Source organism: Wenyingzhuangia fucanilytica, from assembly GCF_001697185.1.
Lineage (GTDB): Bacteria > Bacteroidota > Bacteroidia > Flavobacteriales > Flavobacteriaceae > Wenyingzhuangia > Wenyingzhuangia fucanilytica.
Genome location: NZ_CP014224.1, coordinates 883,660 through 907,301, shown reverse-complemented (window position 1 = coordinate 907,301; position 23,642 = coordinate 883,660). Strand labels below are relative to the sequence as shown.

18 protein-coding genes are annotated in these 23,642 nt (G+C 32.1%); 6 read left to right on the top strand and 12 right to left on the bottom strand.

Annotated elements, in window-relative coordinates:
* Nucleotides 1-66: 66 nt before the first annotated feature.
* A complete protein-coding gene (locus AXE80_RS03670) occupies nucleotides 67-2,157 on the bottom strand; it encodes a S9 family peptidase (RefSeq protein WP_068824544.1) in 2,091 nt (696 codons plus the stop codon).
* A 151-nt stretch (nucleotides 2,158-2,308) separates the two neighbouring features.
* On the opposite strand from AXE80_RS03670, the gene AXE80_RS03665 reads away from it, so the two are divergent.
* The 6 genes from AXE80_RS03665 to AXE80_RS03640 all read left to right on the top strand — a co-directional run bounded on the left by AXE80_RS03665 (nucleotide 2,309) and on the right by AXE80_RS03640 (nucleotide 7,546).
* Nucleotides 2,309-2,614: a YbaB/EbfC family nucleoid-associated protein gene (locus AXE80_RS03665; protein WP_068824542.1), complete on the top strand. Its 306-nt coding sequence runs from the start codon at nucleotides 2,309-2,311 to the stop codon at nucleotides 2,612-2,614.
* A gap of 68 nt (nucleotides 2,615-2,682) precedes the next feature.
* Complete coding sequence (locus AXE80_RS03660) at nucleotides 2,683-3,951, top strand: YHYH protein (protein WP_068824540.1); 1,269 nt, start codon at nucleotides 2,683-2,685, stop codon at nucleotides 3,949-3,951.
* Between the two features lie 3 nt (nucleotides 3,952-3,954).
* Entirely contained in the window at nucleotides 3,955-4,461 is a 507-nt protein-coding gene (locus AXE80_RS03655) for a hypothetical protein (protein WP_068824538.1), read from the top strand.
* 382 nt (nucleotides 4,462-4,843) lie between these two features.
* The gene (locus AXE80_RS03650; protein ID WP_068824536.1) at nucleotides 4,844-6,244 is read left to right on the top strand and encodes a type III PLP-dependent enzyme domain-containing protein; all 1,401 of its coding nucleotides are present in this window, start codon (nucleotides 4,844-4,846) and stop codon (nucleotides 6,242-6,244) included.
* Nucleotides 6,234-7,166 carry an agmatinase gene (speB, locus tag AXE80_RS03645; RefSeq protein ID WP_068824534.1) on the top strand — a complete coding sequence of 311 codons (933 nt, stop codon included), beginning with the start codon at nucleotides 6,234-6,236 and terminating at the stop codon, nucleotides 7,164-7,166. The genes AXE80_RS03650 and speB overlap by 11 nt, the downstream gene beginning before the upstream one ends.
* A 68-nt stretch (nucleotides 7,167-7,234) precedes the next feature.
* A complete protein-coding gene (locus AXE80_RS03640; protein ID WP_068824532.1) occupies nucleotides 7,235-7,546 on the top strand; it encodes a hypothetical protein in 312 nt (103 codons plus the stop codon).
* Between the two features lie 66 nt (nucleotides 7,547-7,612).
* On the opposite strand, the gene AXE80_RS03635 is transcribed toward AXE80_RS03640, so the two are convergent.
* The 11 genes from AXE80_RS03635 to AXE80_RS03585 all read right to left on the bottom strand — a co-directional run bounded on the left by AXE80_RS03635 (nucleotide 7,613) and on the right by AXE80_RS03585 (nucleotide 23,630).
* On the bottom strand, nucleotides 7,613-8,797 hold the full coding sequence (locus tag AXE80_RS03635; protein ID WP_068824530.1) for a DUF4861 family protein: 1,185 nt from the start codon (nucleotides 8,795-8,797) through the stop codon (nucleotides 7,613-7,615).
* A gap of 1 nt (nucleotide 8,798) precedes the next feature.
* Entirely contained in the window at nucleotides 8,799-9,593 is a 795-nt protein-coding gene (locus AXE80_RS03630) for a gluconate 5-dehydrogenase (protein WP_068824529.1), read from the bottom strand.
* Nucleotides 9,594-9,596: 3 nt separating this feature from the next.
* On the bottom strand, nucleotides 9,597-10,439 hold the full coding sequence (gene kduI, locus AXE80_RS03625) for a 5-dehydro-4-deoxy-D-glucuronate isomerase (RefSeq protein ID WP_068824528.1): 843 nt from the start codon (nucleotides 10,437-10,439) through the stop codon (nucleotides 9,597-9,599).
* 35 nt (nucleotides 10,440-10,474) lie between these two features.
* Entirely contained in the window at nucleotides 10,475-11,257 is a 783-nt protein-coding gene (locus tag AXE80_RS03620) for an L-fucose dehydrogenase (protein WP_068824527.1), read from the bottom strand.
* A 24-nt stretch (nucleotides 11,258-11,281) separates the two neighbouring features.
* Complete coding sequence (locus AXE80_RS03615) at nucleotides 11,282-12,016, bottom strand: DUF6250 domain-containing protein (RefSeq protein ID WP_083194570.1); 735 nt, start codon at nucleotides 12,014-12,016, stop codon at nucleotides 11,282-11,284.
* 4 nt (nucleotides 12,017-12,020) lie between these two features.
* A complete protein-coding gene (locus AXE80_RS03610) occupies nucleotides 12,021-13,655 on the bottom strand; it encodes a GH39 family glycosyl hydrolase (RefSeq protein ID WP_083194569.1) in 1,635 nt (544 codons plus the stop codon).
* A 26-nt stretch (nucleotides 13,656-13,681) separates the two neighbouring features.
* Nucleotides 13,682-15,121 carry a glycoside hydrolase family 30 protein gene (locus tag AXE80_RS03605; RefSeq protein WP_068824522.1) on the bottom strand — a complete coding sequence of 480 codons (1,440 nt, stop codon included), beginning with the start codon at nucleotides 15,119-15,121 and terminating at the stop codon, nucleotides 13,682-13,684.
* A gap of 21 nt (nucleotides 15,122-15,142) precedes the next feature.
* Nucleotides 15,143-16,738, bottom strand: a complete 1,596-nt coding sequence (locus AXE80_RS03600; protein ID WP_068824520.1) for a sialate O-acetylesterase — start codon at nucleotides 16,736-16,738, stop codon at nucleotides 15,143-15,145.
* 263 nt (nucleotides 16,739-17,001) lie between these two features.
* Nucleotides 17,002-18,837 carry a leucine-rich repeat protein gene (locus AXE80_RS03595; protein ID WP_068824518.1) on the bottom strand — a complete coding sequence of 612 codons (1,836 nt, stop codon included), beginning with the start codon at nucleotides 18,835-18,837 and terminating at the stop codon, nucleotides 17,002-17,004.
* A gap of 336 nt (nucleotides 18,838-19,173) precedes the next feature.
* Nucleotides 19,174-21,015, bottom strand: a complete 1,842-nt coding sequence (locus AXE80_RS03590) for a leucine-rich repeat protein (protein WP_068824516.1) — start codon at nucleotides 21,013-21,015, stop codon at nucleotides 19,174-19,176.
* A 218-nt stretch (nucleotides 21,016-21,233) separates the two neighbouring features.
* Nucleotides 21,234-23,630: a leucine-rich repeat domain-containing protein gene (locus tag AXE80_RS03585; protein WP_068824514.1), complete on the bottom strand. Its 2,397-nt coding sequence runs from the start codon at nucleotides 23,628-23,630 to the stop codon at nucleotides 21,234-21,236.
* Nucleotides 23,631-23,642 lie beyond the last annotated feature (12 nt).

The window sequence follows — 23,642 nt, the reverse complement described above, 5'->3', positions numbered from 1 at the left end:
TTTATTTTATTCCATAAAAAAACCGAGCAATTTGCTCGGTTTTTTTTTTATTTATATCAAACTAAATTATTTAGCTAATCCTTCTAAATCTAAAATAAAAGCATATTCCATAGCTGTTTCTTTTAAAGAATCAAAACGCCCAGAAGCTCCTCCATGCCCTGCCTCCATATTGGTATGCAAGTACAATTTATTATGATCTGTTTTTAACTCTCTTAATTTAGCTACATATTTTGCTGGCTCCCAATATTGCACTTGAGAATCGTGTAATCCTGTAGTGACTAAGATATTTGGATAAGCTTTTGATTCTATATTATCATATGGCGAATAAGATTTGATATAATCATAATAAACTTTATCATTAGGATTTCCCCACTCATCATATTCTCCTGTAGTTAAAGGAATACTTTCATCTAACATAGTTGTTACCACATCAACAAAAGGAACAGCAGAAATAATTCCATTAAATAATTCTGGATTCATATTACAAACAGCTCCCATTAACAAACCACCAGCAGAACCACCCATAGCATATAAATGTGCTGGTGAAGTCATTTTAGAATTAATTAAATACTTTGCACAATCTACAAAGTCATTAAAAGTATTCTTCTTATTTAATAATTTTCCATCCTCATACCAAGGTCTCCCTAAATATTCAGATCCTCTAATATGAGCTAATGCAAAAACAAAACCTCTATCTAACAAACTTAAACGTGTAGTACTAAAACTATCATCAACAGTGTGCCCATAAGATCCATAAGCGTACATAAATACTGGTGTGTTTTCATCTATCTCAGTATCTTTTCTATGTACAATAGACAAGGCAACTTTTTTACCATCTCTAGCGGTTACCCATATACGTTTACTTGTGTAATTTTTCTTGTTAAACTTCCCTCCTAATACTTCTTGTTCCTTTTTAATGATTTCTTCTTGAGTGCTCATGTTAAAATCTATCACAGAACTAGGAGTTGTCATAGAGTTGTAGCCAAAACGCAACCAAGGAGTATCAAATTCAGGATTTCCATATACATAGGCTGAGTAAGTTTCTTCGGCAAAAGGCAAATAATAATCTTTGCTTCCATCCCAGCGAATAATTCTTATTTTCCCTAATCCATCTTCTCTTTCTTCTAAAACTAAAAAGTCTTTAAAAATGGTCATGTCTTCCAACAAAACATTTTCTCTGTGTGGAATAACATCAATCCAATTTTCTTTAGCTGTTAATGTTTCAGAAGTTTTCATCAACTTAAAGTTGGTTGCTCCATCTTTGTTGGTCTGTATATAAAAAGAATCATTAAAATGAGTAATACTATATTCTAAACCATCTTCTCTAGCCTGAAAAACCTTAAATTCTCCTGTAGGATTATTTGCCTCTAAATACTGATATTCGGTTTGCAAGGTGCTATAAGAACCTATTAAAAGATATTTTTTAGACTTTGTTTTTCCCACATAAACTCCATAAGTATCATCTTTTTCGTGAAATACCAATACATCTTCTCCAGTGGTAGTTCCTAATACATGTCTGTAAATTTTATCACTCCTTAAAGTAACGTGGTCTTTTTTAGTATAAAACAAAGTTTGATTGTCGTTTGCCCAAGTAGCAGAACCTGTGGTAAACTCAATAGTATCTTTTAGTAAATCTCCTGTAGTTAAATCTTTAAAAAACAAAGTATATTGCCTTCTTCCTGTATTATCTACACTATAAACTAAAATATTATTATTGGTACTTACTGATAGTCCTCCAACATCAAAATACTCAGATCCTTTTGCCAAAGCATTTACATCTAATAAAATTTCCTCTTCGGCTTCTAAAGTTCCTTTTTTACGAGTATAAATTGGATATTGACTACCTATATCATAACGAGTAATATAAAAATAACCATTCTTAAAATAAGGTACAGAGCTATCATCTTCTTTAATTCTACTTTTCATTTCTTGAAATAAATCTTCCTGAAACTTTAAAGTATGCTTAGTTTCTTCTTCGTAAAAAGAATTTTCCTCGCTTAAATAAGTCAACACTTTTTGTGTTTTATCCGATGGATGTTCTGCTTCCTTTTCAGCATCAGACAAACGCATCCAATAATAATTATCGATACGAACGTCTTTGTGTTTTACTAACTCGGTTGGAATTTTATCGGCTATTGGAGCTTCTATCACCTTCATTTTGTGGCATTTTATTAAGAGAGCAAAAATAGCAATTCCTAGTAGGATAAAGACATTTCTTTTAAGAATGTTTTCCATGATATTGATGATTATTTTAAATGAAGGTATTAATTATCTTTTTATATTGTTCTTAAAATAAAATACTAGAATTATGTTTGGAGATATGTCTAAAATGATGAGTCAATTACAAGACGCTAAAAAAAATGTAGAAGAAGCTAAATTAAGATTAAATGATATTTTGATAGAAAGCAATAGCGGAAACGGTTTGATAAACATCACTATTACAGCTAGTAAACAAGTAAAAAAAATAGACGTTAATGAGAATTTGTTAAGTGATAAGGAGGCTTTAGAAGATTATTTAATTTTAGCCTTAAATGAAGCTATTACTAAAGCTGATAAAATTCAAGAGCAAGAAATGGCCATTGCAGCAAAAAAAGGGATGGATTTTGGTTTATAAAACGACTCTATAAGTAGGGTAAATAAATTTATGCCTGTTATAGTTATACAAACTAAAACTATAACTAAATGAAAAAAATTATCCTTGCTAATCTAATTCTATTTATAAGTCTCGCCTCCTATTCTCAAAACACCTACCTACACCCTAGTGACACACTTGTAAAACCTTCTTTTTTTGAAAGTTCTAATTTACTAGTAAACTGGGAATGGGATTATTGTCCTGTAAGAGTGGTAGGAACAGATACCACCTTTGTAGATTGCTACAACGTTACCTTTAGGGATACTTATAGCGCTTCAATTGATTTATGCCCTTCAAACACTTCAGAAGTTGGAGGAATTGGTCTTTTTAACGGAGTTCCTAGATTGTTAGACAACAGTTTGTTTACTGACATGGAGGCAGATGGTTCTAATATTATTAGCAATACAAATAGTACAAGTATCAATTATAAAAATCTTACAACTGGTACAACTACAAGTGGCGGTGGTCCAAATCCAAAATACTGTATAGAAGCTGATTTGTATTTAGGAAATGAAAATGCCGTATGGTATCATCAATATCAAATTTTAGCTGGTCCTATTAACAAACCTGGTTCTACTTATAATTATCATACAGCAGAAACCATAGGGATTCTAATTGACGGGATGGTTTTAGAACACACTCCACCGAGTTCTGAATCTGTATCCGCACTTCAGGGAGGTATTATTCCTTTAGACAGATGTGGATTCCACCCTGAACCTTCTGGGTTTGGTCATTTTCACACCATTCCACACGGAATAAATCTTGCCTTAGCGGCAAATGGAGTTAGTAGTGATTATTATTGTGAAGATGTTGATCAACTTGAAAACTCTGGTTTAGCTGGGTTTTCTTTTGAGGGAATTCCTATATACGCTCCATATGACAATGGCGAAAATACCGCTCCTAATGATTTAGATGAATGTAATGGACATACTGGTGCTACTGTGGAATTTCCAAATGGGGTGTATCACTACCATGCTTCTGCAACAGACATTATAAACAATCCTCCTTGTAGGTCTTATTTTGCCCCGCTTGAAGATACTCGTTACGAATATGGTGAATTTGAAAGCGAAGTATTAGGGATTGACAAAACTGTTTATGATGCTAATTTGGTTTCAGTTGAACTTATAAATAAAACCATAGTTTTTACAGGAAATTTTGAGGTACTAGAAGTTTTTAATACAGAAGGAAAAACAATTTTTAAAATTAAAAACGGTTCACAACCCGTACATAAAAACATAGAGCAATATTTACCTGGCATCTATTTTATTAGCGCAAAACTTGATAACAAATACTGTTTTAAAAAAATATTATTTAACTAAACTATGAGAACAACCATTTTATACATCCTCCTTTTTATTGGTCTTTCATCATTTGCTCACAATCCTAAACATTGTAGTATTATTATTGAGCAAGAAGGAAACTCGTGGCAAGGCCAGATGAATTTTAGCACTACAGGATTAATAGACTTAATAAGAGAAGCTACAGAACATAAAAACTTTAAAATTGATAATACCCAACATTCTTACAACATCATCAAAAACTATTTAGAGAAAAGTTTAAGGATATTGGTTAACTCAGAAGTAAATTTAGAATTACATAATTTTAGAATTTACCCAAATCAACATGCTACAGAAATTAACTTTGACATTCTAAATACACCTGTTCGCGCAGAACTATGGCAAATTAATATTGATTTTAGAAATCATCACCATATAGACAAGTCTTTGATTTTCATTATAAACAGTCACAAAAACTTCTTTTTATTAAAACATGAAAAACAAATATTACTTAGAAATAAAGATCATATAATGCAAAAACTAAAAACATAACCGACTAAATAACAACAATTTAAAGCAATCATTTTTTTTTGATTGTTTTTTTTTTACTTTTTATAAAAATTGCTTTTTCAGTTCAAAAAAAAAATTACTTTTGCTCATATATACAACTGTAAAAATGTTATTGTTTTTATTTTTCGGTTATGTCTGCATGAAGATAATAAGCAAACATAATATGGCAAGTAGTCATAACGAAATAAAAAAGTATTCTTCAAAATTTTTCCTTTTTGTAAACAACCCTTTTAAAGTTTTAAGGTTAAGACACGTGTATTTAGTAATTAGAGTATAGTATTTGTATTTTATAAGAAAAATGTCCAATTTAGTATCTACAGAAGATTGATACCATGGAGTTAATTATCAAAATTCAAAAAACAAAATGCGTAATAAATACAAAGACTTAATCAACCAAACTTTCTATTTTCCACAAGAAGAATTTAAACTTACAGACGATGACGAACTAATGTTTCACGACATAAACGTTGCTGCCTTAATAGAAGAACACGGAACACCATTAAAAATAACATATTTACCTAAAATTTCAGAAAACATTCAGAAAGCCAAAAAATGGTTTGCTAGTGCTTTTGAAAAACACGATTATCAAGGTAAATACTTTTATTCTTATTGTACCAAAAGTTCACATTTTAAACATGTATTAGATGAAGCCTTAGAGAACAATATACATATTGAAACCTCTTCTGCTTTTGACATTAATATTGTAAATGCTTTATTAGAAACTGGTAAAATAAACAAAGACACCTTTGTTATTTGCAATGGTTTTAAAAGAGAGCAATACATTAGTAATATTGCAGATTTAATTAACAACAAGCACAAAAACTGTATTCCTATTATTGATAATTACGAAGAATTATCATTATTAGAAGAAGAAATAGAACACAGTTTTAATGTAGGAATCCGTATTGCCTCAGAAGAAGAACCAAAGTTTGAGTTCTATACTTCTAGATTGGGAATTGGATATAAAAACATTGTTCCATTTTACAAAAAACAAATTGAGGAAAACCCTAAGGTAAACCTTAAAATGTTACACTTTTTTATCAATACTGGTATTAAAGACAACGCGTATTACTGGAACGAATTACACAAATGTTTAAAGGTATATGTAGCTTTAAAAAAGATTTGTCCAACCTTAGATTCTTTAAATATTGGAGGAGGTTTCCCTATTAAAACTTCATTAGGTTTTGAATACGATTACGAGTATATGATTGATGAAATTGTATATCAAATAAACGTAGTTTGTAATGATGCCAAAGTAGAGGTACCTAATATTTTTACAGAATTTGGAAGTTTTACCGTTGGAGAAAGTGGCGCTAACTTTTACAAAGTACTATACCAAAAACAACAAAACGACAGAGAGTTGTGGAACATGATTGATTCTTCTTTCATTACCACTCTACCTGATTCTTGGGCTATTAACAAACGTTTTATTATGTTGCCCATTAACCGTTGGAACGAAAATTATGAAAGAGTTTTATTAGGTGGTTTAACTTGTGATAGTGATGATTATTACAATTCTGAACAACACAGTAACGCCATTTATTTACCAACATATCACCCAGAAAAACCTTTATATATAGGTTTTTTTAACACCGGTGCTTATCAAGAATCCATAGGAGGGTTTGGAGGTTTACAACACTGTTTAATTCCACAACCAAAACAATTAATCATACAAAAAGACAAAGACGGAAAATTAACAACTACCGTTTTTAGAGAAAAACAATCTTATCAAGAATTTTTAAACATTTTGGGTTATGAAAAATAACTACGCAAACATCGCTAGCGAATACGCTAAAAAAGAAACTGCTAAAGTCGTATTAATCCCAGTTCCATATAACGGAACCGATTCTTGGCAAAATGGAAGTGACAAAGGACCTGATGCTTTTTTAAAAGCTTCGGAAAACCTTGAATTATATGATATTGAAACTGACTCAGAAGTATATAAGCAAGGAGTCTTTTTAGCCGATGCTGTGGCCGAAAACAAAACTCCAGAAGCTATGTCTGCTGCGGTTTACGAAAACGTAAAAACATATTTAAACACAAATAAATTTGTAACCATTGTTGGTGGTGAACATTCAGTTTCTATAGGGGCTATTAAAGCTTTTAACGAGCACGTAGACAATATTACTGTTCTACAAATTGATGCACACGCAGGTATTAGAAAAGAACACAAAGGATCTAAAATTAACCATAGTTGTTCAATGTATCATGCAAGCCAAGTAACTAATTTGGTACAAGTTGGTGTTCGTAGTATGGGACATATAGAAAAAACAGTAATTGATTACGATAAAGTATTCTTTGCTCACGATTTAGCAACTGATGATTATTGGATGGAAAATGCTATTGAAGCAATGACAGACGATGTATATATCTCTTTTGATTTAGATGGATTTGATCCTTCTATTATGCCATCTGTAGCAAACCCAGAACCAGGAGGTTTATTTTGGTACGAAACTTTAGACTTTTTAAGAAAAGTTTTTGAAGAGAAAAATGTAGTAGGATTTGATATAGTAGAACTTTGTCCTAATGAACACGACAAAACTTCTGATGCTTTGGCTGCTAAATTGTATTACAAGATGTTAAGCTATAAGTTTGAATTAGAAAAAGACGATAGTTTAGGAATTGATGAAAACGATTTTAACACCAAAAAAAATAAAATCGGTAAATTCTCTGATGACGAAGAATAAACAACTTAAAATATAAAAATAACCTATTAGTCTTTTATTATAGACAACCAACACAAACTTTAGTTCTTATGAAAAGAATCATAATTGACCACTCAAAAGTAACGGACGAAATCTTAAACATTATTATGGAGGATTATCCTGATGGATATACCGATAGAGACGTATTAAAATTTAAAAATCACAAAGGAGAACTTATAGAAGCCCTTGAAATTAAATTAGATGATGATATTTATTTGGTGAAAGTTGGTACCAAATTAGATAAAGCCATTGATGATTTTGTTGAAGATAGTGATGATGACAACGACACTGAACCTTCTGATGATCTTGATGTAGATGAAGATTTACTTAAAGATGAGGATTCTGATGACGATGAAGATTAAAACAAAAAAATCCGAGCGATTAAAATTGCTCGGATTTTTTATTCTTTCTTAATTTAGAAATCTAAATTATTTTATTGAAACTTCTAATGGATGATTTACTTTATTGATGAAATCTTCTATATAAGCTTCCCACAATTCTTTTGTAGGATATTGTTCTGATTTCTTCCAAGCAAAACCTGCATAATAAACTACTTTATTTTGGTTTACTTTTAACTTAGCATATAAGTTACTACGATCAACCATTGAGGTTACATAGTAGTCAGAAGATTGCATTACTCCTTTAGGAGCAACGATAGAAGTTCCTAATTCAGAATCTGCATGAGGTTCCCAATATGAAATATATCCTTCTTCAACTTTTTCTGTAATCACTCCATCATTTTCATGTAAAGTTAATCCTACAGAAATTTCATCAGTTCCTTTTACAGTAAGTTCAAACTTAGAAAAATTACTTCCGTAATCTAAAGAAATGTGTTTTTCTTCAGAAATAGTTTGTCCATCAGCATCCCAATCAGCATAGTTTAAAACAAAACTAGTTCTTATAGGTCCTGTGGTAATGGTTTTCCAATCTGTATAATTTTTAGACAAGTAATACTCACCATCTTTTTCTACAGCAATTCCACCTACTCCTCTACTAGATCCTACATGGAAATTGTCTAAACCTTCACCATGATCTATATGATAAAACCCAGGCTCTTTATCGTTCCCAGCATACCATTTATTAATAATAGGGTATTCTACCTTTTTTAACCAAGCATCAATTCCACTAGACAAAGTTCCACCAGGAGTAGACTCCTCAATCATTCTTTGTGCAGTTGGCCCATATGCTCTAAAAGCTACTTTATTGTTTTCCCATGCATAATCATCTGTACGTTCAGGAACAAATCTAGAGTAGCAATACTCCTCTACATCAAGTTCAACAGGAGTTTCAGGTACAAATAATTCATATTGTTTTTCTGAACTAGCTGCTAACTCTGGTTGAAACAACAAAACATCTGCTACTCCATCTTGATCTTCATCTACAAATTGAGATACTAAAACATTTTTAGTATTTACATCTCTAACCATAAAACTTTCAAAATCTACTCCTTCCGTTAAGTGTAAATCACTTTTTAAAATTTCAATAGTCTCAAAAGATCTAGAAACATTTAAACTGTTTTTAACAGTAATTATTTTGTTTTCTTTGTCCTGCTTAGCACAACTTGTTAAAGCTGTTACGGCTGCTAGACAAGAATAATACAATACTTTTTTCATCTTAATTTTCGTTTAAAGGTTTTCCGATAGTTGCTAAGATTCCACCATCAACATATACAACATGACCATTTACAAAATCACTAGCTTTAGAGCTTAAGAAAATAGCTGCTCCAGCCAAATCATCTGGATTTCCCCATTTTGCAGCTGGTGTTCTATTCACAATAAAATCGTTAAATGGATGTCCATCTACACGAATAGGTTCAGTTTGCGAAGTTGCAAAGTAACCTGGCCCTATACCATTTACTTGAATATTGTGTTTTGCCCATTCTGTTGCCATGTTTTGAGTTAACATTTTAAGACCTCCTTTAGCAGCAGCATAAGCTCCTACAGAATTTCTTCCTAACTCACTCATCATAGAACAAATATTAATAATTTTTCCTTGTTTTCTGTTAATCATGTTTTTTACAACATGTTTAGAAACAATAAAAGGACTTACCAAATCAACATCAATAACTTCTTTAAAATCGGCTACTTCCATTTCTACAAGAGGTATACGCTTAATGATTCCTGCGTTATTAATCAAAATATCAATGGCTCCAATTTCTTTTTCAATATTTGCAATAGCTGCAATTACTTCATCTTCTTTGGTAACATTAAACTTACAACCTACAGCATTAATTCCTTCTTTTTTATACGCTGCTACAGCAACATCTATTTTTTCTTGTGAAGAATTACCATTCACAACAATTGTTGCTCCTGCTAATCCTAAACCTCTAGCCATAGCCATCCCTAAACCGTGAGTGCTACCAGTAACCAATGCTACTTTTCCTTTTACATCAAATAAATCTATACTCATAACTTATCTTAATTCTGTAATTTTAGCAACATCCATATCATTATAATCTAAATTCTCACCTGCCATACCCCAAATAAAAGTATAGTTAGAAGTACCTGAACCTGAATGGATAGACCATGGTGGTGAAATAATTGCTTGATCATTTTGCATCCAAATATGACGAGTTTCTTGTGGCTCACCCATAAAATGACAAACTGCTTGCTCAGCAGGAATATCTAAATAAAAATAAACCTCCATTCTACGATCATGAACGTGAGCTGGCATAGTATTCCAAACACTACCTGTTTTTAACTCAGTCATCCCCATTTGTAATTGACAAGTAGTAACAATACCACCTATAATCATTTGGTTTACAGTTCTGTGATTTGCTGTTTCTAAAGACCCTAACTCTAATTTATTAGCTTCTGCTTTACTAACTTTTTTTGTTGGATAACTCGTATGTGCTGGAGCAGAGTTTAAATAAAATTTTGCTGGATTTTTAGCATCTTCACTAGAAAAAACAACTTCTTTATTTCCCATTCCTACATACAAAGCATCTTTAAACCCAAGTTCATGTGCCACACCATCAATAATTACAGAACCATTACCTCCAACATTAATAATTCCTAATTCTCTACGCTCTAAAAAATAAGGAGCTTTTAAAGGATCAATAGTTTCTAGTGTTAAGTTTTTAGACGCAGGTACCGCAGAACCTGCAATATAACGATCGTAATGTGTATAGGTTAAATTGATTTTATCCTCTTGCATTAAGTTGTCAATTAAAAACTCATCGCGTAATTCTTTTGTGTCGTATTTTTTTACTGCTTTTGGACTTGATGCATAACGACTTTCGTATACTGTACTCATTTTATTATATTTTAATAATGTGTATTGATTTATTTTTAGCCAATAGATCTATCTAAATGTGTGTAACCACCATCTACGTATAACAACTGTCCTGTTGTATGGCTAGATTTGTTTGATAATAAATAAACTACTGTATCTCCAATTTCTTCGGCAGTAGTCATTCTTTTCTCTAAAGGAATATGCTTTGTAATTTCTGCTAGTTTTTCTTCTTTATTTGGAAAAGTACTAATCCACTTTTCATATAAAGGAGTGTAACATTCTGCAACAATTAATGCATTTACACGGATACCATATGGCAATAATTCTACTGCCCATTCTCTTGTTAAAGCATTACGCCCACCATTTGATGCAGCATAACCTGAAGTTCCTCCTTGCCCCGTATCAGCAGTTTTAGAACCAATATTTACAATTGAACCTTTACTCTTTTTAAGTTCTGGTAAAGCATAATGAGCCATTAAATAATAATGAACTAAGTTTCGTTGTAAAGACAACATAAATCCTTCATGATCTCCACTCTCAAGACCTACTCCATCATTAACCCCTGCGTTATTTACAAGTCCATCAATTCTACCATATTTATCTATAACGGCTTGTACAGCTTCCTTGCATTGTACAGGATCTGTTAATTCTGCCAACGTATAAAATAAATCTACTCCCTGTTCTTTATACTCCTCTATAACGTCTATTACACTAGCTTTATTTCTGGTTACAATTACAGGAATAGCATCTTCTTTTAATAGAGACTCAACAATACCTAGCCCAATTCCTTTGGACCCTCCTGTCACTATTACTACCTTATCTTTTAGTTGTAAATTCATTTAATAATATGATTCTTTAAATATTTATTTTAATTTATATACTTTAAAATTATCAACAGTCATGTGATTTTTTACTGTTCTAAACCCAAAATATCCTGAAGTATATGGATTAGCATCATTTAACTCTGCTAATAATTGATGACCTCTAAAATACTGAATTATACTGTTATGGGCTATAATTTTAATGTGATATGTTTTGTTTGGTTCTAACATATATTTAGCATCTCTTAAATCATGTTCTGGCAATAAAGGTCTTTCTCCATTCCCAACATATCTTCTAAATCTTGTTGTACCATTGTCATTCCCTCCAACGCCCATATAATACAATTGTAAAGAATCGTAATTAGAGAATTTACCACCTCTTTTTTCTGAGTTGGCAAATAAATTATTTGGATGTTCTGGGTCTGTAGCCATCCAAAAACAATTTAAATCAGAAACTCTATCATTTGGGCCACCGTCTTGAATCATAAACACATCATACTCAATCATGATAGATCCCGAAAACTTTTCTTTTAACCAAACAGTACATCCAGAAACATCGTCTATTTCTAACTTACTCTTATTTACTTCTACTGTTCCTTTTGGCATTTGTTCAACCTGCCATTGATCTAGGTTATTGTCAAAATTTTCTTCAAAAATTAAAGTTGCTTTAAGTTCTTGATTATTTACAGTAACTGTTTTGTGATTTTGGGCACATGATATAGAAAACATTCCTAAAACAGCTACAAGAGAAATTACTTTAATATTGATAACTTTCATTTTACTAGTTAATTTGTTTAATTAATACTACACTCCAAGGAGTAATTTCATGGTTAATTGTTAAAACACCTTTTTTATCAACTTTTACATATTCCGTTTTCATGGTATTTGCATAAGCTTTCATTATTTTAATTTCTTCTCTTGTTGGTGGTTCTGGTTTCCCCATAGACTCCCAAAAATTATGAATATTCCCATGGTCTTTATCTAAAATTTCAATTTTAAACATCGTCCCTTCTTTTAATCCTTCTAAAGTGAAATTTAACTTTTTACTAGTTCCTTCTTCTCTTTTATTAGTTCCCGAAGGCACTGAATTTTCATATTCAGCAGGGTAATTATAAGCTAAAGCAGCTACTTTTCCTGTTTTAGAATTTTTACTTACAAAAAGATAATCATCTTTGTAAATTTTTTCATCTTCTAATTGATGTAACATTCTATAGGCATGGTAAGATGGCTTTACCAATCCTTGAAAATTAATCATTCCAAAACCTCCATGAAAAATACTAGAAGCTCCTCCTTTTTCTTCAAAAATATCTGTAAACGTCCAGAAAGAAAGTGAGTTTGTTAATCCAATACAATCTAAATTAGATCTTACTATATAAGCTGCCGATGGCAAACGATCGTGCATAGCATCTCTACTACTTGGACTAGTATTCCATTCCGTTAAATGAACTTCTGCATTAGGGAACGCACTTTCTTTAATTGTCTTGTTCAACCACTCTAAATCTATTTTTAAAGATTTTACAAAACGAGTCAAACCTCTTCCTTTACCTGTTTCAGGGTTAAAAGCATAATCTGTTGGATAAGGATGTGTAGTAATAAAATCTACTGGAAGTTTTTCCTTTTTACAATATTTTAAAAAATCTTCAATCCATACTCCATGCCAATCTAACTTATTAATATCATCAACTTTAAATACAGCTTCAGAAACTTCGTTATTAATAATTTCTCCATCAAAACGAGCATCTGGCACAAAGTTACTAGTAGAAGGCCCTCCTACTTTTAACCTTTTATCTACAGACTTAACTGCAATGGCTGATTGCTTATACAACTCAAAATATTGAGACTTGGTACCGTGCCAAAAGAAAGGATAAAGGTTAGGTTCATTCCAAACCTCAAAATACCAAGTTAATACTTCCTCAATTCCATATCTATCCACGCAGTGTTGCGTAAATGCTTTTACCAAATCGTGCCATTTTTCAAAAGAATCTTCGGCCGGAGTTACTTTTGCTTTCCACCAAAACACTGTTTTAGAATCTTCTGCTGCCATACTCGATGGAAAAAATGCCAACTCTACAAAAGGCTTTACCTTTAAATCTAGCATTCTATCAAACAAATCATCTATATACTGCCAGTTGTAATGTAATTTTCCTCTTTCTTCTACAATAGGGAACATATCATCATGAAACAAACCATGAAAACGAACATACTCAAATCCACAATTTTCTTGCACCTGTTGTAATTGTTCTAACCAACCAGCACGCAAACCTTCATTTGCTCTACCAGCTCCCACCATTTTACTCCAATAATGTTCAAAAACCTCTCCTTGTTTGTTCACATCAATCTCTATGTTTTTTTGTGCATTTACTGTAATTGCACAAGTAAAAACAAACAGATAGGCTAACTTTTTTAATACTTTCATTTTTGATTTATTAACTTTTACTAGTTTTATTTTATTACAATTGTATTGATTGATACAGGCTCAACTTTTACAGAAACAGCCTTCTCTCCAATATTTAAGTTGATGGTTTCTGTAGATTTTTTTGGATTGTATAACAATACCATTGTGCTACCATCTTTTAATTTAAACGCTAAATGATTTTTCCCTTTTGATGATTTTAAATAATAATCTCCAGGTTGTACAAAATGTGATAAGTGCTTAAATAAATAATACTCATCCGTATATGTTACTTCTTTAGAGGTTTTGTTTACAACTACCATAGAGTTTTGTGGCCATCCCCAAGCACTTGCTCCAGTTTCATCTAACACCATATTCCAATACATATAAGAACCTGATCCATTGTTGATATAATGCACTAAATCTTTCCAAGATCTTTCTACAGAAGTCCAATCATTTTCATGCTCTCCACATTTATTTTCGGTTTGCATTAATTTTAAATTAGGATATTCTTTGTGAATGGTTGGAATTGATTTTGCTCCTCCCCATTGAAATCCTACTCCTGAAATGTATTTTGAAGCATCTTTAAATTCTAAAACTGTTTTTACATAATTAGGATCTCCAGAATTTACAGTCCCTAACCAAATTTCTGTATCTAACTTATCTTCTTTTAATTTAGGTCCTAAAAAGTTATTGATGAAATATCCCATATCTTCTGGTCTCCAAGTACAACTAGGCCAGTTTGGCTGAAACGCAATTTCGTTTTGAGGCATAATTGCAAATAAAGGCACTCCAGCATCAGCATAAGATTGTATGAATTTTGAAAAATACAAAGCATATGCTTTTAAATAACGCTCTTGCATTTTAAAAGCCGTAGCATTGTTTAAAATTTCTGCTTCAGGATTCATTTTATTACCCTTTTTAGCATTTTCAAAATTTCCGCTACGCATAGCATAATGTTCATTCACTTTCATCCAAGCTGGTGGTGACCAAGGAGATGCCCAAACTTGTAAATTAGGTCTTACTTTTAAAGCTTCTTTGATGTATGGAATTAAAATATATTTATCTCTATCAATATTAAAATCTCTCATTTCAAAATCTTCTGGAACATCGTTACTTGAGTAGTAACTCAAAGCATAATCCGATGCTCCAACAGGAATTCTACACATAGAAAAGTTAGCCCCTTCCTCCGAAAACAAATCTTTAAAAACTTGTTGAGAGGCTTTGTTTGATAAACTTGTTAAAGCATCCCATCCTAATTCGTTAAAGGCTCCACCAACTCCATCAACTTTTTGTAACAAACTGTCGGTGTATACGGTAATATCTGCTTTATCAAACTTGTCTTTTTGTATAAACTTTTTAGCCTTTACCCATCTTTTTGCTGATGTTGTATAGGTTAATTCTACTTTTTGAGAAAATACATGTTGACTACAAATGGCCAAACCAATAAATGCAATGGTTTTTAAGTTTTGTTTGTTTAATATATTCATTATCAATATTATTATTTGTATTTATTTTTCTGATGTAAATACGGCTGCTGGCAACCCTTCTTTGTTATATAAATTGGCTCCACTTGGGTTTGATGACCATGCATAACGCACAGCTATAGGCTTCTTAACATTTAAGTTCCAAACTTCCACTTTATTTTTAGAGATTATTTTTGCTTTGGCAGGTTTCCATACGCCATCTGCTCCCACAATTTCAAACCACTTTAAGTCTTCATTAACTTCTTTGGTGTTTTCTAAAAGGTATTTATATCCTACCATTAAGCCAGACCCCACCTCACTAAACTTGATTTGAATTTTATTTCCTTTTATTTTTTGTGATGTAAATAAAGGACCACTAACTGCTTTAACCTTTTTATGATAATCTTTTGCCAAAGCCCACAAAGCCAAACGTTTTCCAGCATCTATTTTGTTATGTGGATGCACGTCTTTAGCTTCACCAATATCATGTAACACAGCCATTCCTGTATTTGGTAAATCTAAAGTCCTTCTTAATTGATCATTTACAGAAGCCCAACCTAAATCAGAACGTTTGTCTGGAACTTCATACCCAGCTAATTGCATCCAATAAAAAGGTAAGTCTGATTGTTGCCAATCTTTTCTCCAACTTTTTATCATTGCTGTAAAATAGGTTTGGTATTCTTCTTCTAAAAAATGAGAGTTACTTTCTCCTTGATACCATAAAATTCCTTTTATTTTATAAGGAATAATAGCTGACAACATCCCATTATACAAAGTAGCTGGTAATTGTTTGTCTTTTTCTGGGTGAACCGATGGATAAGGTCTAGGTGTTTTTTTCCCTCCTAATTTCCATTCCTCAAACTTTTTTGCAAACACAGTATCCTTGTAGTTTTCGGCAGATACTTTTGTTATGATTTCATTTGTTTTTTTTCTGCTAGCTTCAAAATAAGCTTTTATATTTTCATCGGACAAGTAAACTTCTTCTGAAATCCATGGTTGTACACGAGTACCTCCCCAAGAGCATTCAACTAACCCAACAGGTACCCTTAATTGTTTGCGCAACTCTTTTGCAAAAAAATAACCTGTAGCTGTTATTTTTTTAACATCTTCTCCTTTTGCAGAAACCCATGCTCCTTTAAAATTGTATTGCTTTTTTAATAAAGAGGTTTGTTGAGGGACTTCTATATGCCTAAGCTGATCGTCATTTGCATTGGCAACTTCTTTTCTTAAGACTTCTACCAAAGGTTGGTATTGAGATTCTCTAGCATTGTTTAAAAATTTTACTAATGCAAAATCCATATTAGATTGTCCTGTACATAACCAAACTTCACCAGACAAAACATCATCAATAACAATTTTGTTTTTTCCTGTAATAATTATTTTAAAAGGCCCACCTGCTTTAGGAGTTTTTAATGTAATTTTCCAAGTTCCATTTTCTTTAGCAATGGTTTCTTCTTTTTCTCCCCAAGTAGTTTCTAAGGTTATTTTTTCACCTGCTTCTGCCCATCCCCAAACAGGAATTTTAGTCTCTCTTTGCACCACCATATGATTAGAAAATATAGCGTTTAAAGAAACATTTGCCCATACAACATTTGGCAAAACAAATAATAAAAATAGAATTAACTTACAATAAGCCCCCATGCATGAGTTAGTTTTTATTTTTGATGCAAGTTCTTAAATTCTAAATTCTCTCACTATAACTAATAACCCATATCGTATAAACGATGAACCATCTGTAGCAAGAACAGACCTAGAGCTAGTGTTTTGGCTTTATCAAACAACCTTAAGTATTCAGAAAATGAGATTTATAAACAACCTAAATATTCATCAAAAAAAAGAGCCCGATAAAACATCGGACTCTTTAATAATTATAATAGGTAAAAAATATCTCCTTTTATTTTTTCTTATTGCTTAGCAAAACGTTTTACCAATTTTGCATTACCTTCTGTTACTTTAACAATATAAATACCAGTAGCTAAATTTGAAATATTTACTGAAGCTGATGCTCCATTAATCACTTGATTAGCTAAAACTCTACCTGTAATATCATAAATAGTAATATTAGCATTAGTAAAAGTAGAACTACTATTTACCGTTACAGCATCAGAAGAAACTTGAATATCTAAAGTTCCTGCCTTAATATCCTCTGCACTTAACGAAGCATCTGTAATGTTAGTAATTTCATTCCATGGCGCTGTACTTTCATAGGCAGCTACTGTTCCAGAAGGTACATATAAAGTAATATTACCTTCTGTTAAACTTCCAAAAGTATTTGTTTGATCTGTAAACACTCCAGTTGCTGGATCTGCCCAATTAAGCTCTACTGTTGTTAAAGAAAAAGCTTTTCTAAACAATTGATTACCTATAGAAGTCACCGTGCTTGGTATACTAAAAGAAACAATTCCAGACTCTCTTAAAAATCCGTTACCATAACCTGTAGCCACAGGAGCACTTAACTCTGTAAGAGAACTACATTTATAAAAATTATATCCTCCTTCAAAAGTAGTTGCATTGGTTAATACACCTGTACTTGACAAATCTCCACAACTATGAAAAGCTGCATCTCCTATAGTTACTACATTTTCTAAGTTAATAGTTGTTAAGCTAGAAGCTGCTTTAAAAGCTGTCGCCCCTAATGAAACTACTGAACTAGGAAGAGATACTGAAGTGATTACCGTATTACTCTCAAAAGCTGCTGCATCAATAGCAGTAACACTATAAGAATTACTTTCAGCAGTTACAGAAGCTGGAATTACTATAGTAGCTAAAGCAGCATTAGAAGTTCCTGTAACTTTCACCTCTCTTGGGCTCAAAGAAGTTACTTCGTAGTTATAATCTCCATCAGCAAATGTAGAACCTGAAACAATTGTTGGAAGCGAACCTTCTACAATATTAGCATGGTTAAAATATTGACCAGCCGTTGTTGAATTTGCACCCCATGGTTCAGCAGCCTCATAAAGAGCTTTAGTTCCAACTGGTACATATAAAGTTATCGCTCCACCATCTATATCTAAATCCCTAAAAAAGTTAGCACCGTTTACCATTACATCTGCTGGGTCTGCCCAATTTACTTGTACATCTGTTAGCGATGTAATTTTACCTAAGAAAAGTGACCCGATAGATGTTACAGAACTAGGAATATTAATACTACTAAAACTATCTCTTCCTCCACTCTGTGAAGTATAAATAGCTCCATCTCCAATAGTTACAAGACTTGGAGCAACAAACTCTCCTGTAAATCCATGACACTTATCAAAAGCATAAGCACCTAAAGTTGTTAAGCTAGATAAATCAACATTTGTCATTTTATCACATACTTGAAAAGCATTGTTATCTATGGTAACCACATTTGCTAAGTTAATTGTTGTTAAGTCTCTTTGTCCATGAAAGGCTCTTATTCCAATACTCACCACTGAAGAAGGTAAGCTTACTGTAACAAGTCCAGCATTATTTGCATTAGAGGAAAGTCCTCCTTTAGATTCGTCTGTAAACGTACTAAAAGCATGATCAGCTACAGCAACAACATTATAAGTATCTGTTCCGTCAGAAACTGTTGCTGGAATTGTTATGTTAGCCACAAAATCTATAGATGCATCTTGGAAGCCTGTAACCTCTACATTTAACCCAGTAGTTACAGTATACTGAATATTGTTATTAGCATCGACATTGTCAATAAAAGTTTGTGCACTTGCATATGTAAATGCAAATAGTGCCATTAATAATTGAATAGTTTTTTTCATGTTTAAAAAAGTTTTAGTTAAGTGGCTGCAAAGTCCAATAAAACAATCTACGAACATGTAAATTATCACCCAATAACTATAAACCATCGTGATATTACTACAAAATACAGTGTTTTTTTATCATAAAAACATTTTTTACAACAAATCATTATCAAAAACACCTTGATCTCCTTTCTATCATTTTTAACACAAAACACTTTTAATTAGCCCAACTAACAACTAAATAGGAAAGTATTTTGAGAAGGTAACTCTTAGTTAGCTCAAACAAAAAATCCGTATCAGTTAAACTGATACGGATTTAAAAAAAAAACTAAACTATATTTCTTTACCTATAACTTATTGCTTAGCAAAACGTTTTACCAATTTTGCATTACCTTCTGTTACTTTTACAATATAAATACCGGTAGCTAAATTTGAAATATTTACTGAAGCAGATGCTCCGTTAATTACTTGATTTGCTAAAACTCTACCTGTAATATCATAAATAGTAATATTAGCATTAGTAAAAGTAGAACTGCTATTTACAGTAATTACATCAGAAGAAACTTGAATGTCTAAACTTCCTGATGAGATATCTTTAGCACTTAAAGATCCTTCAACAACATTAAAATCTTGCCAAACAGCTGCTGCTTGATACAAAGCTAGAGTACCTGTTGGTACATATAACGTAATATTTCCAAGAGTTAAATTTCCAAAAACATCAGATGTAATAACCGGTATTTCTCCAGCAGTCCCCCAATTAACTTGAACCTCTGTTAAAGCTGTACAATCCATAAAAACTCTTCCTGTTAAAGTAACTACTGATGCAGGTATGTTAACAGAAGGCATTTGAGCAGTTCTAAAAGCAGAATCATAAATATTTACTGCACTTGAAATATCAATAGAGGTTAATGTACTATCTCCAAAACCATGAAATGAAAACTTACCAAAATCTGTTGCTGATGATAAATTAGCTACGGTTAATTTAGGACAGTCAAAAAACACATTTTGATTTTCTAATACAACTACATTCTCTAAATTAATTGACTCTAAGTTTTGACACCTGATAAATGCACCTGATTTAAGTAAAGTAACTGTAGATGGTAATACCACAGATGTTAAAGTTTGATTTGCTGTTACAGGAATTTCATCTACAACCACATCTCCTTTAAAAGCTTCTGAACCAACTGCAGTTACAGTATATGTAGTTGCTGAATTACTATCTGTAACTGTTTCTGGAATGGTTACTGCAGCCAATGTAGATCCTGATACTTCAACTTCTGCAGGATCTAGACTTGTTACTGTATAGTTTATATTATTTACTTCAAAAGAATCTCCTACTGTTGGGTCTGGATTTTCATAAAAATCCTCTAAAGTACCTTCTACAATATTAGCATGGTTAAAATATTGACCAGCCGTTGTTGAATTTGCTCCCCATGGTTCAGCAGCCTCATAAAGAGCTTTGGTATCAGCAGGTACATATAAAGTTATCGCTCCACCATCTATATCTAAATCCCTAAAAAAGTTAGTTGCGTTTACCGTTACATCTGCTGGGTTTGTCCAATTTACTTGTACAGCTCTTAGTGATGTAATTTTACCTAAGAAAAGTGATCCAATAGTTGTTACAGAACTAGGAATATTAATACTACTAAAACTATCTCTTCCTCCATTCTGCGAAGTATAAATAGCTCCATTTCCAATAGTTACAAGGCTTGGAGCAACAAACTCTCCTGTAAATCCATGACATTTATCAAAAGCATAAGCACCTAAAGTTGTTAAGCTAGATAAATCAACATTCGTCATTTTATCACATACTCCAAAACCATTATCCCCTATAATAACCACACTCCCTAAATTAATAGTAGTTAAGTTTCTTTGTTCAAAAAAAGCTTCCTTTTTCACTTCTACTACTGAAGAAGCAAGACTAACTGATACAATACCTGCATTAGCCGCATCTCCTCCTCTACTTTCATTTGTATTAAATGCATCTTCTCCAATAGCTATTACATTGTAAGTAGTACCTCCATTATCTACTGTAGCAGGAACTGTTACATCTGTTAACGCAGTACTAGAAAACCCTTGTACTTCAACATTAGTACCATCAGTTATTGTGTAGGCTAAGTCTCCTACTGTAAAATCTTGTGCACTAGCAAACGTAAAAGTAAAAAGTGCAAATAGTAATTGTAATGTTTTTTTCATCTTTAATAAAATTTTCAGTTAAGTGAGTGCAAAGTCTAAAAAAACAACCTAAACCTCTATAAATTATCATCCAATTCCTATAATCTATGGGGGTTCTATGTTAAAACTCCTCATTATTTTAACAAAATCAGTAAAACCAGTACTATTACCCATAAAAAACCCATGTCATTTAAATTAACATGGGTTTAAAACTAGACTATGTTTCTTTATCTATAACTTTAATATTTAGCAAAACGTTTTACCACTTTAGCATTTTCTTGTGTTACTTTAACCACATAAATCCCAGTAGTTAAGTTTGAAATATTTACAAAAGCAGTAGCTCCGTTTATTACTTGATTTGCTAAAACCTTACCTGTAATATCATAAATAGTGATATTGGCATTATTAAAAGTAGCACTACTTTTTAATGTTATAACATCAGCATAAACTTGAATATCTAAATTTCCTGATAAAATATCTTTAATACTCAATGCTCCTACTACAATATTAAAATCTTTCCATCCATCAGCTGTATTATAGATATCTACTGTGTCCTGTGGTACTAACAAATTAATATTTTCTAAGGTTAATCCACTAAACAAGTTACTTACAAAAGGAGGTATGTTATTGCTATCACTCCAATTTACTTGTATATCCGTAATTCCTGTACACCCTCTAAAAGCTGCTACCCCCATGGTTGTAATGGTACTTGGTATATTTACCGTAGTCACAGATTTACAATCTCTAATCATTTGATCTGGTAAAACAGTCCATTCATCAGGTATTTTAAATGAAGTAATCCCTGTAGACCTCAATGCACCTACCCCTAAAGCAACAGTTCCAGGTACAACAACTGAAGTGATTTTATTACAATTCATAAAACAATAATTACCTACACTAGTTGTATTCGTAAAATTTAAAGGTGATAAAACTAGTTCATTACACCCATTAAAACTATGTTCTCCATAAGTGATAATATTCTCAAGGTTTATGGTAACCAAACCTGTACAACCAATAAAAGCGTTGTTAGCAATATTAGTTACACTACTAGGTAATGACACACTAGTAATAATTGTTTGCTCTTTAAAAGCATCAACACCAATAGAAACTACATTAAAAGACAATGAGCCGTTACTTACTTGATTTGGAATTGTTACAGTACTTTTTTCTTGATTTGAAACAAATCCTATTAATTCACACTCATTAGGTTCAGTACCCAATATTCTATACTGATAAGTACCATCATTAAAGTTTAAATCTTCTATACCTTCACAAGAATCTGTAATTACTGTATTACCCGAACCATTATCTGTTACAGATCCAGTAGTATTAATAACACTAGAACTTGTGTTGGAAAGAATTTCCACTGGCATTTCTGTACAATTATTTAAACTAATACTTGATGTAGTACTTGATCCTAAAGGAGAAAAAGGATTTGTTCCAGTAGGTCTAGTAGCTCCTATAAGTATTTTATGCTCTTGTGCTCTTGTTTGATTATTCCATTTTTTTAAAGTCACTTTATGATTATTTCCTGCAATAGTTGCTACAGCATGTAAAGTTGTAGTTGGTAAATTATCCATTAATTCTAACTCAACTTCAGAATCATCACCAGAAAGATATAACAAAGGTCCATTAACGGCATCTCCTCTACTATTTTCTATGGTTACATCTTTTACGTTAAATCCTGCTTCGTTTCCTGTTGCCTCACAATTCTGAACCAAAATTGGACTTCCAATTTCTAAAGCAAAGCCAACTCTTGTATTTCTTGCAATACAATTTATTAAACTAACTCCTTCTGTTATATTTCCTGCTCCCTCACCGTAAGTCCTAAAACCACACTCACTTAGCGATTTTGTATATCCTGACGTAATCACATTTTCTCCGTTATAATTAGGATAAACAGCTTGAAAATCTACATCAAATGCAGGTCCAGAAGTTTCTGCCAACATTTCATCTGTGGTTCTTGTAACAGCTTCGGCATAACAATCTTGAAAAAGTACATTTCTACCTCCTTGTACAAAAAACAAATGCCCAAATGAGGTTGAGTAAATTTTACAACCAATAACAGAAACGTTTAAACCACCTACTAACAAACCACTATGTTTTCTCATAGGAGCCAAACTACCTCCCCCTTTACCTAATAAATCTCCATAACCATAAGGTGATGATCCACTCATATTTAAGGTTACATTTTCTACAGTAATATTATCTCCAGAAATGGTCATGGACTGTCCTCCACCAGCCGTAGGGCTATTACCTATATCAGTAACCGTTAATCCTTTAAAATTAATATCGCTCCCTGTTAAATGAAATTCTATTACCGTTCTTCCTAAATCGTTTAACAACTCCGTATCTACATTAATAGTTACTCCAGTAAAATCAAAAATATTATTACTCCCACTAAAGCGAATCATGGCTCTTCTTCCAAATTCATCTGCAGGAGTATTATTATCTTTAACTTCTTGAGTTAGATAATCTGTCATTTGATAAACCCCTGGACTCATCACAATATTTTGATTAGACTTTGCGGCTGCCTCTGCTAACTCAGATATACTATTAATTGTTGTTTGAGCAAATAGTGTACTTGTACAAAACAATAAAAACCATATAACTTTATTTTTGATATCTTTTTTCATATTTAAAATGAT

What these genes read in the sequence shown, in the direction of transcription:
- AXE80_RS03670 (WP_068824544.1), bottom strand. Translation starts at nt 2,157, where the DNA reads ATGAAGGTGATAGAAGCTCCAATAGCCGATAAAATTCCAACCGAGTTA.
- AXE80_RS03665 (WP_068824542.1), top strand. Translation starts at nt 2,309, where the DNA reads ATGTTTGGAGATATGTCTAAAATGATGAGTCAATTACAAGACGCTAAA.
- AXE80_RS03660 (WP_068824540.1), top strand. Translation starts at nt 2,683, where the DNA reads ATGAAAAAAATTATCCTTGCTAATCTAATTCTATTTATAAGTCTCGCC.
- AXE80_RS03655 (WP_068824538.1), top strand. Translation starts at nt 3,955, where the DNA reads ATGAGAACAACCATTTTATACATCCTCCTTTTTATTGGTCTTTCATCA.
- AXE80_RS03650 (WP_068824536.1), top strand. Translation starts at nt 4,844, where the DNA reads ATGCGTAATAAATACAAAGACTTAATCAACCAAACTTTCTATTTTCCA.
- speB (WP_068824534.1), top strand. Translation starts at nt 6,234, where the DNA reads ATGAAAAATAACTACGCAAACATCGCTAGCGAATACGCTAAAAAAGAA.
- AXE80_RS03640 (WP_068824532.1), top strand. Translation starts at nt 7,235, where the DNA reads ATGAAAAGAATCATAATTGACCACTCAAAAGTAACGGACGAAATCTTA.
- AXE80_RS03635 (WP_068824530.1), bottom strand. Translation starts at nt 8,797, where the DNA reads ATGAAAAAAGTATTGTATTATTCTTGTCTAGCAGCCGTAACAGCTTTA.
- AXE80_RS03630 (WP_068824529.1), bottom strand. Translation starts at nt 9,593, where the DNA reads ATGAGTATAGATTTATTTGATGTAAAAGGAAAAGTAGCATTGGTTACT.
- kduI (WP_068824528.1), bottom strand. Translation starts at nt 10,439, where the DNA reads ATGAGTACAGTATACGAAAGTCGTTATGCATCAAGTCCAAAAGCAGTA.
- AXE80_RS03620 (WP_068824527.1), bottom strand. Translation starts at nt 11,257, where the DNA reads ATGAATTTACAACTAAAAGATAAGGTAGTAATAGTGACAGGAGGGTCC.
- AXE80_RS03615 (WP_083194570.1), bottom strand. Translation starts at nt 12,016, where the DNA reads ATGAAAGTTATCAATATTAAAGTAATTTCTCTTGTAGCTGTTTTAGGA.
- AXE80_RS03610 (WP_083194569.1), bottom strand. Translation starts at nt 13,655, where the DNA reads ATGAAAGTATTAAAAAAGTTAGCCTATCTGTTTGTTTTTACTTGTGCA.
- AXE80_RS03605 (WP_068824522.1), bottom strand. Translation starts at nt 15,121, where the DNA reads ATGAATATATTAAACAAACAAAACTTAAAAACCATTGCATTTATTGGT.
- AXE80_RS03600 (WP_068824520.1), bottom strand. Translation starts at nt 16,738, where the DNA reads ATGGGGGCTTATTGTAAGTTAATTCTATTTTTATTATTTGTTTTGCCA.
- AXE80_RS03595 (WP_068824518.1), bottom strand. Translation starts at nt 18,837, where the DNA reads ATGAAAAAAACTATTCAATTATTAATGGCACTATTTGCATTTACATAT.
- AXE80_RS03590 (WP_068824516.1), bottom strand. Translation starts at nt 21,015, where the DNA reads ATGAAAAAAACATTACAATTACTATTTGCACTTTTTACTTTTACGTTT.
- AXE80_RS03585 (WP_068824514.1), bottom strand. Translation starts at nt 23,630, where the DNA reads ATGAAAAAAGATATCAAAAATAAAGTTATATGGTTTTTATTGTTTTGT.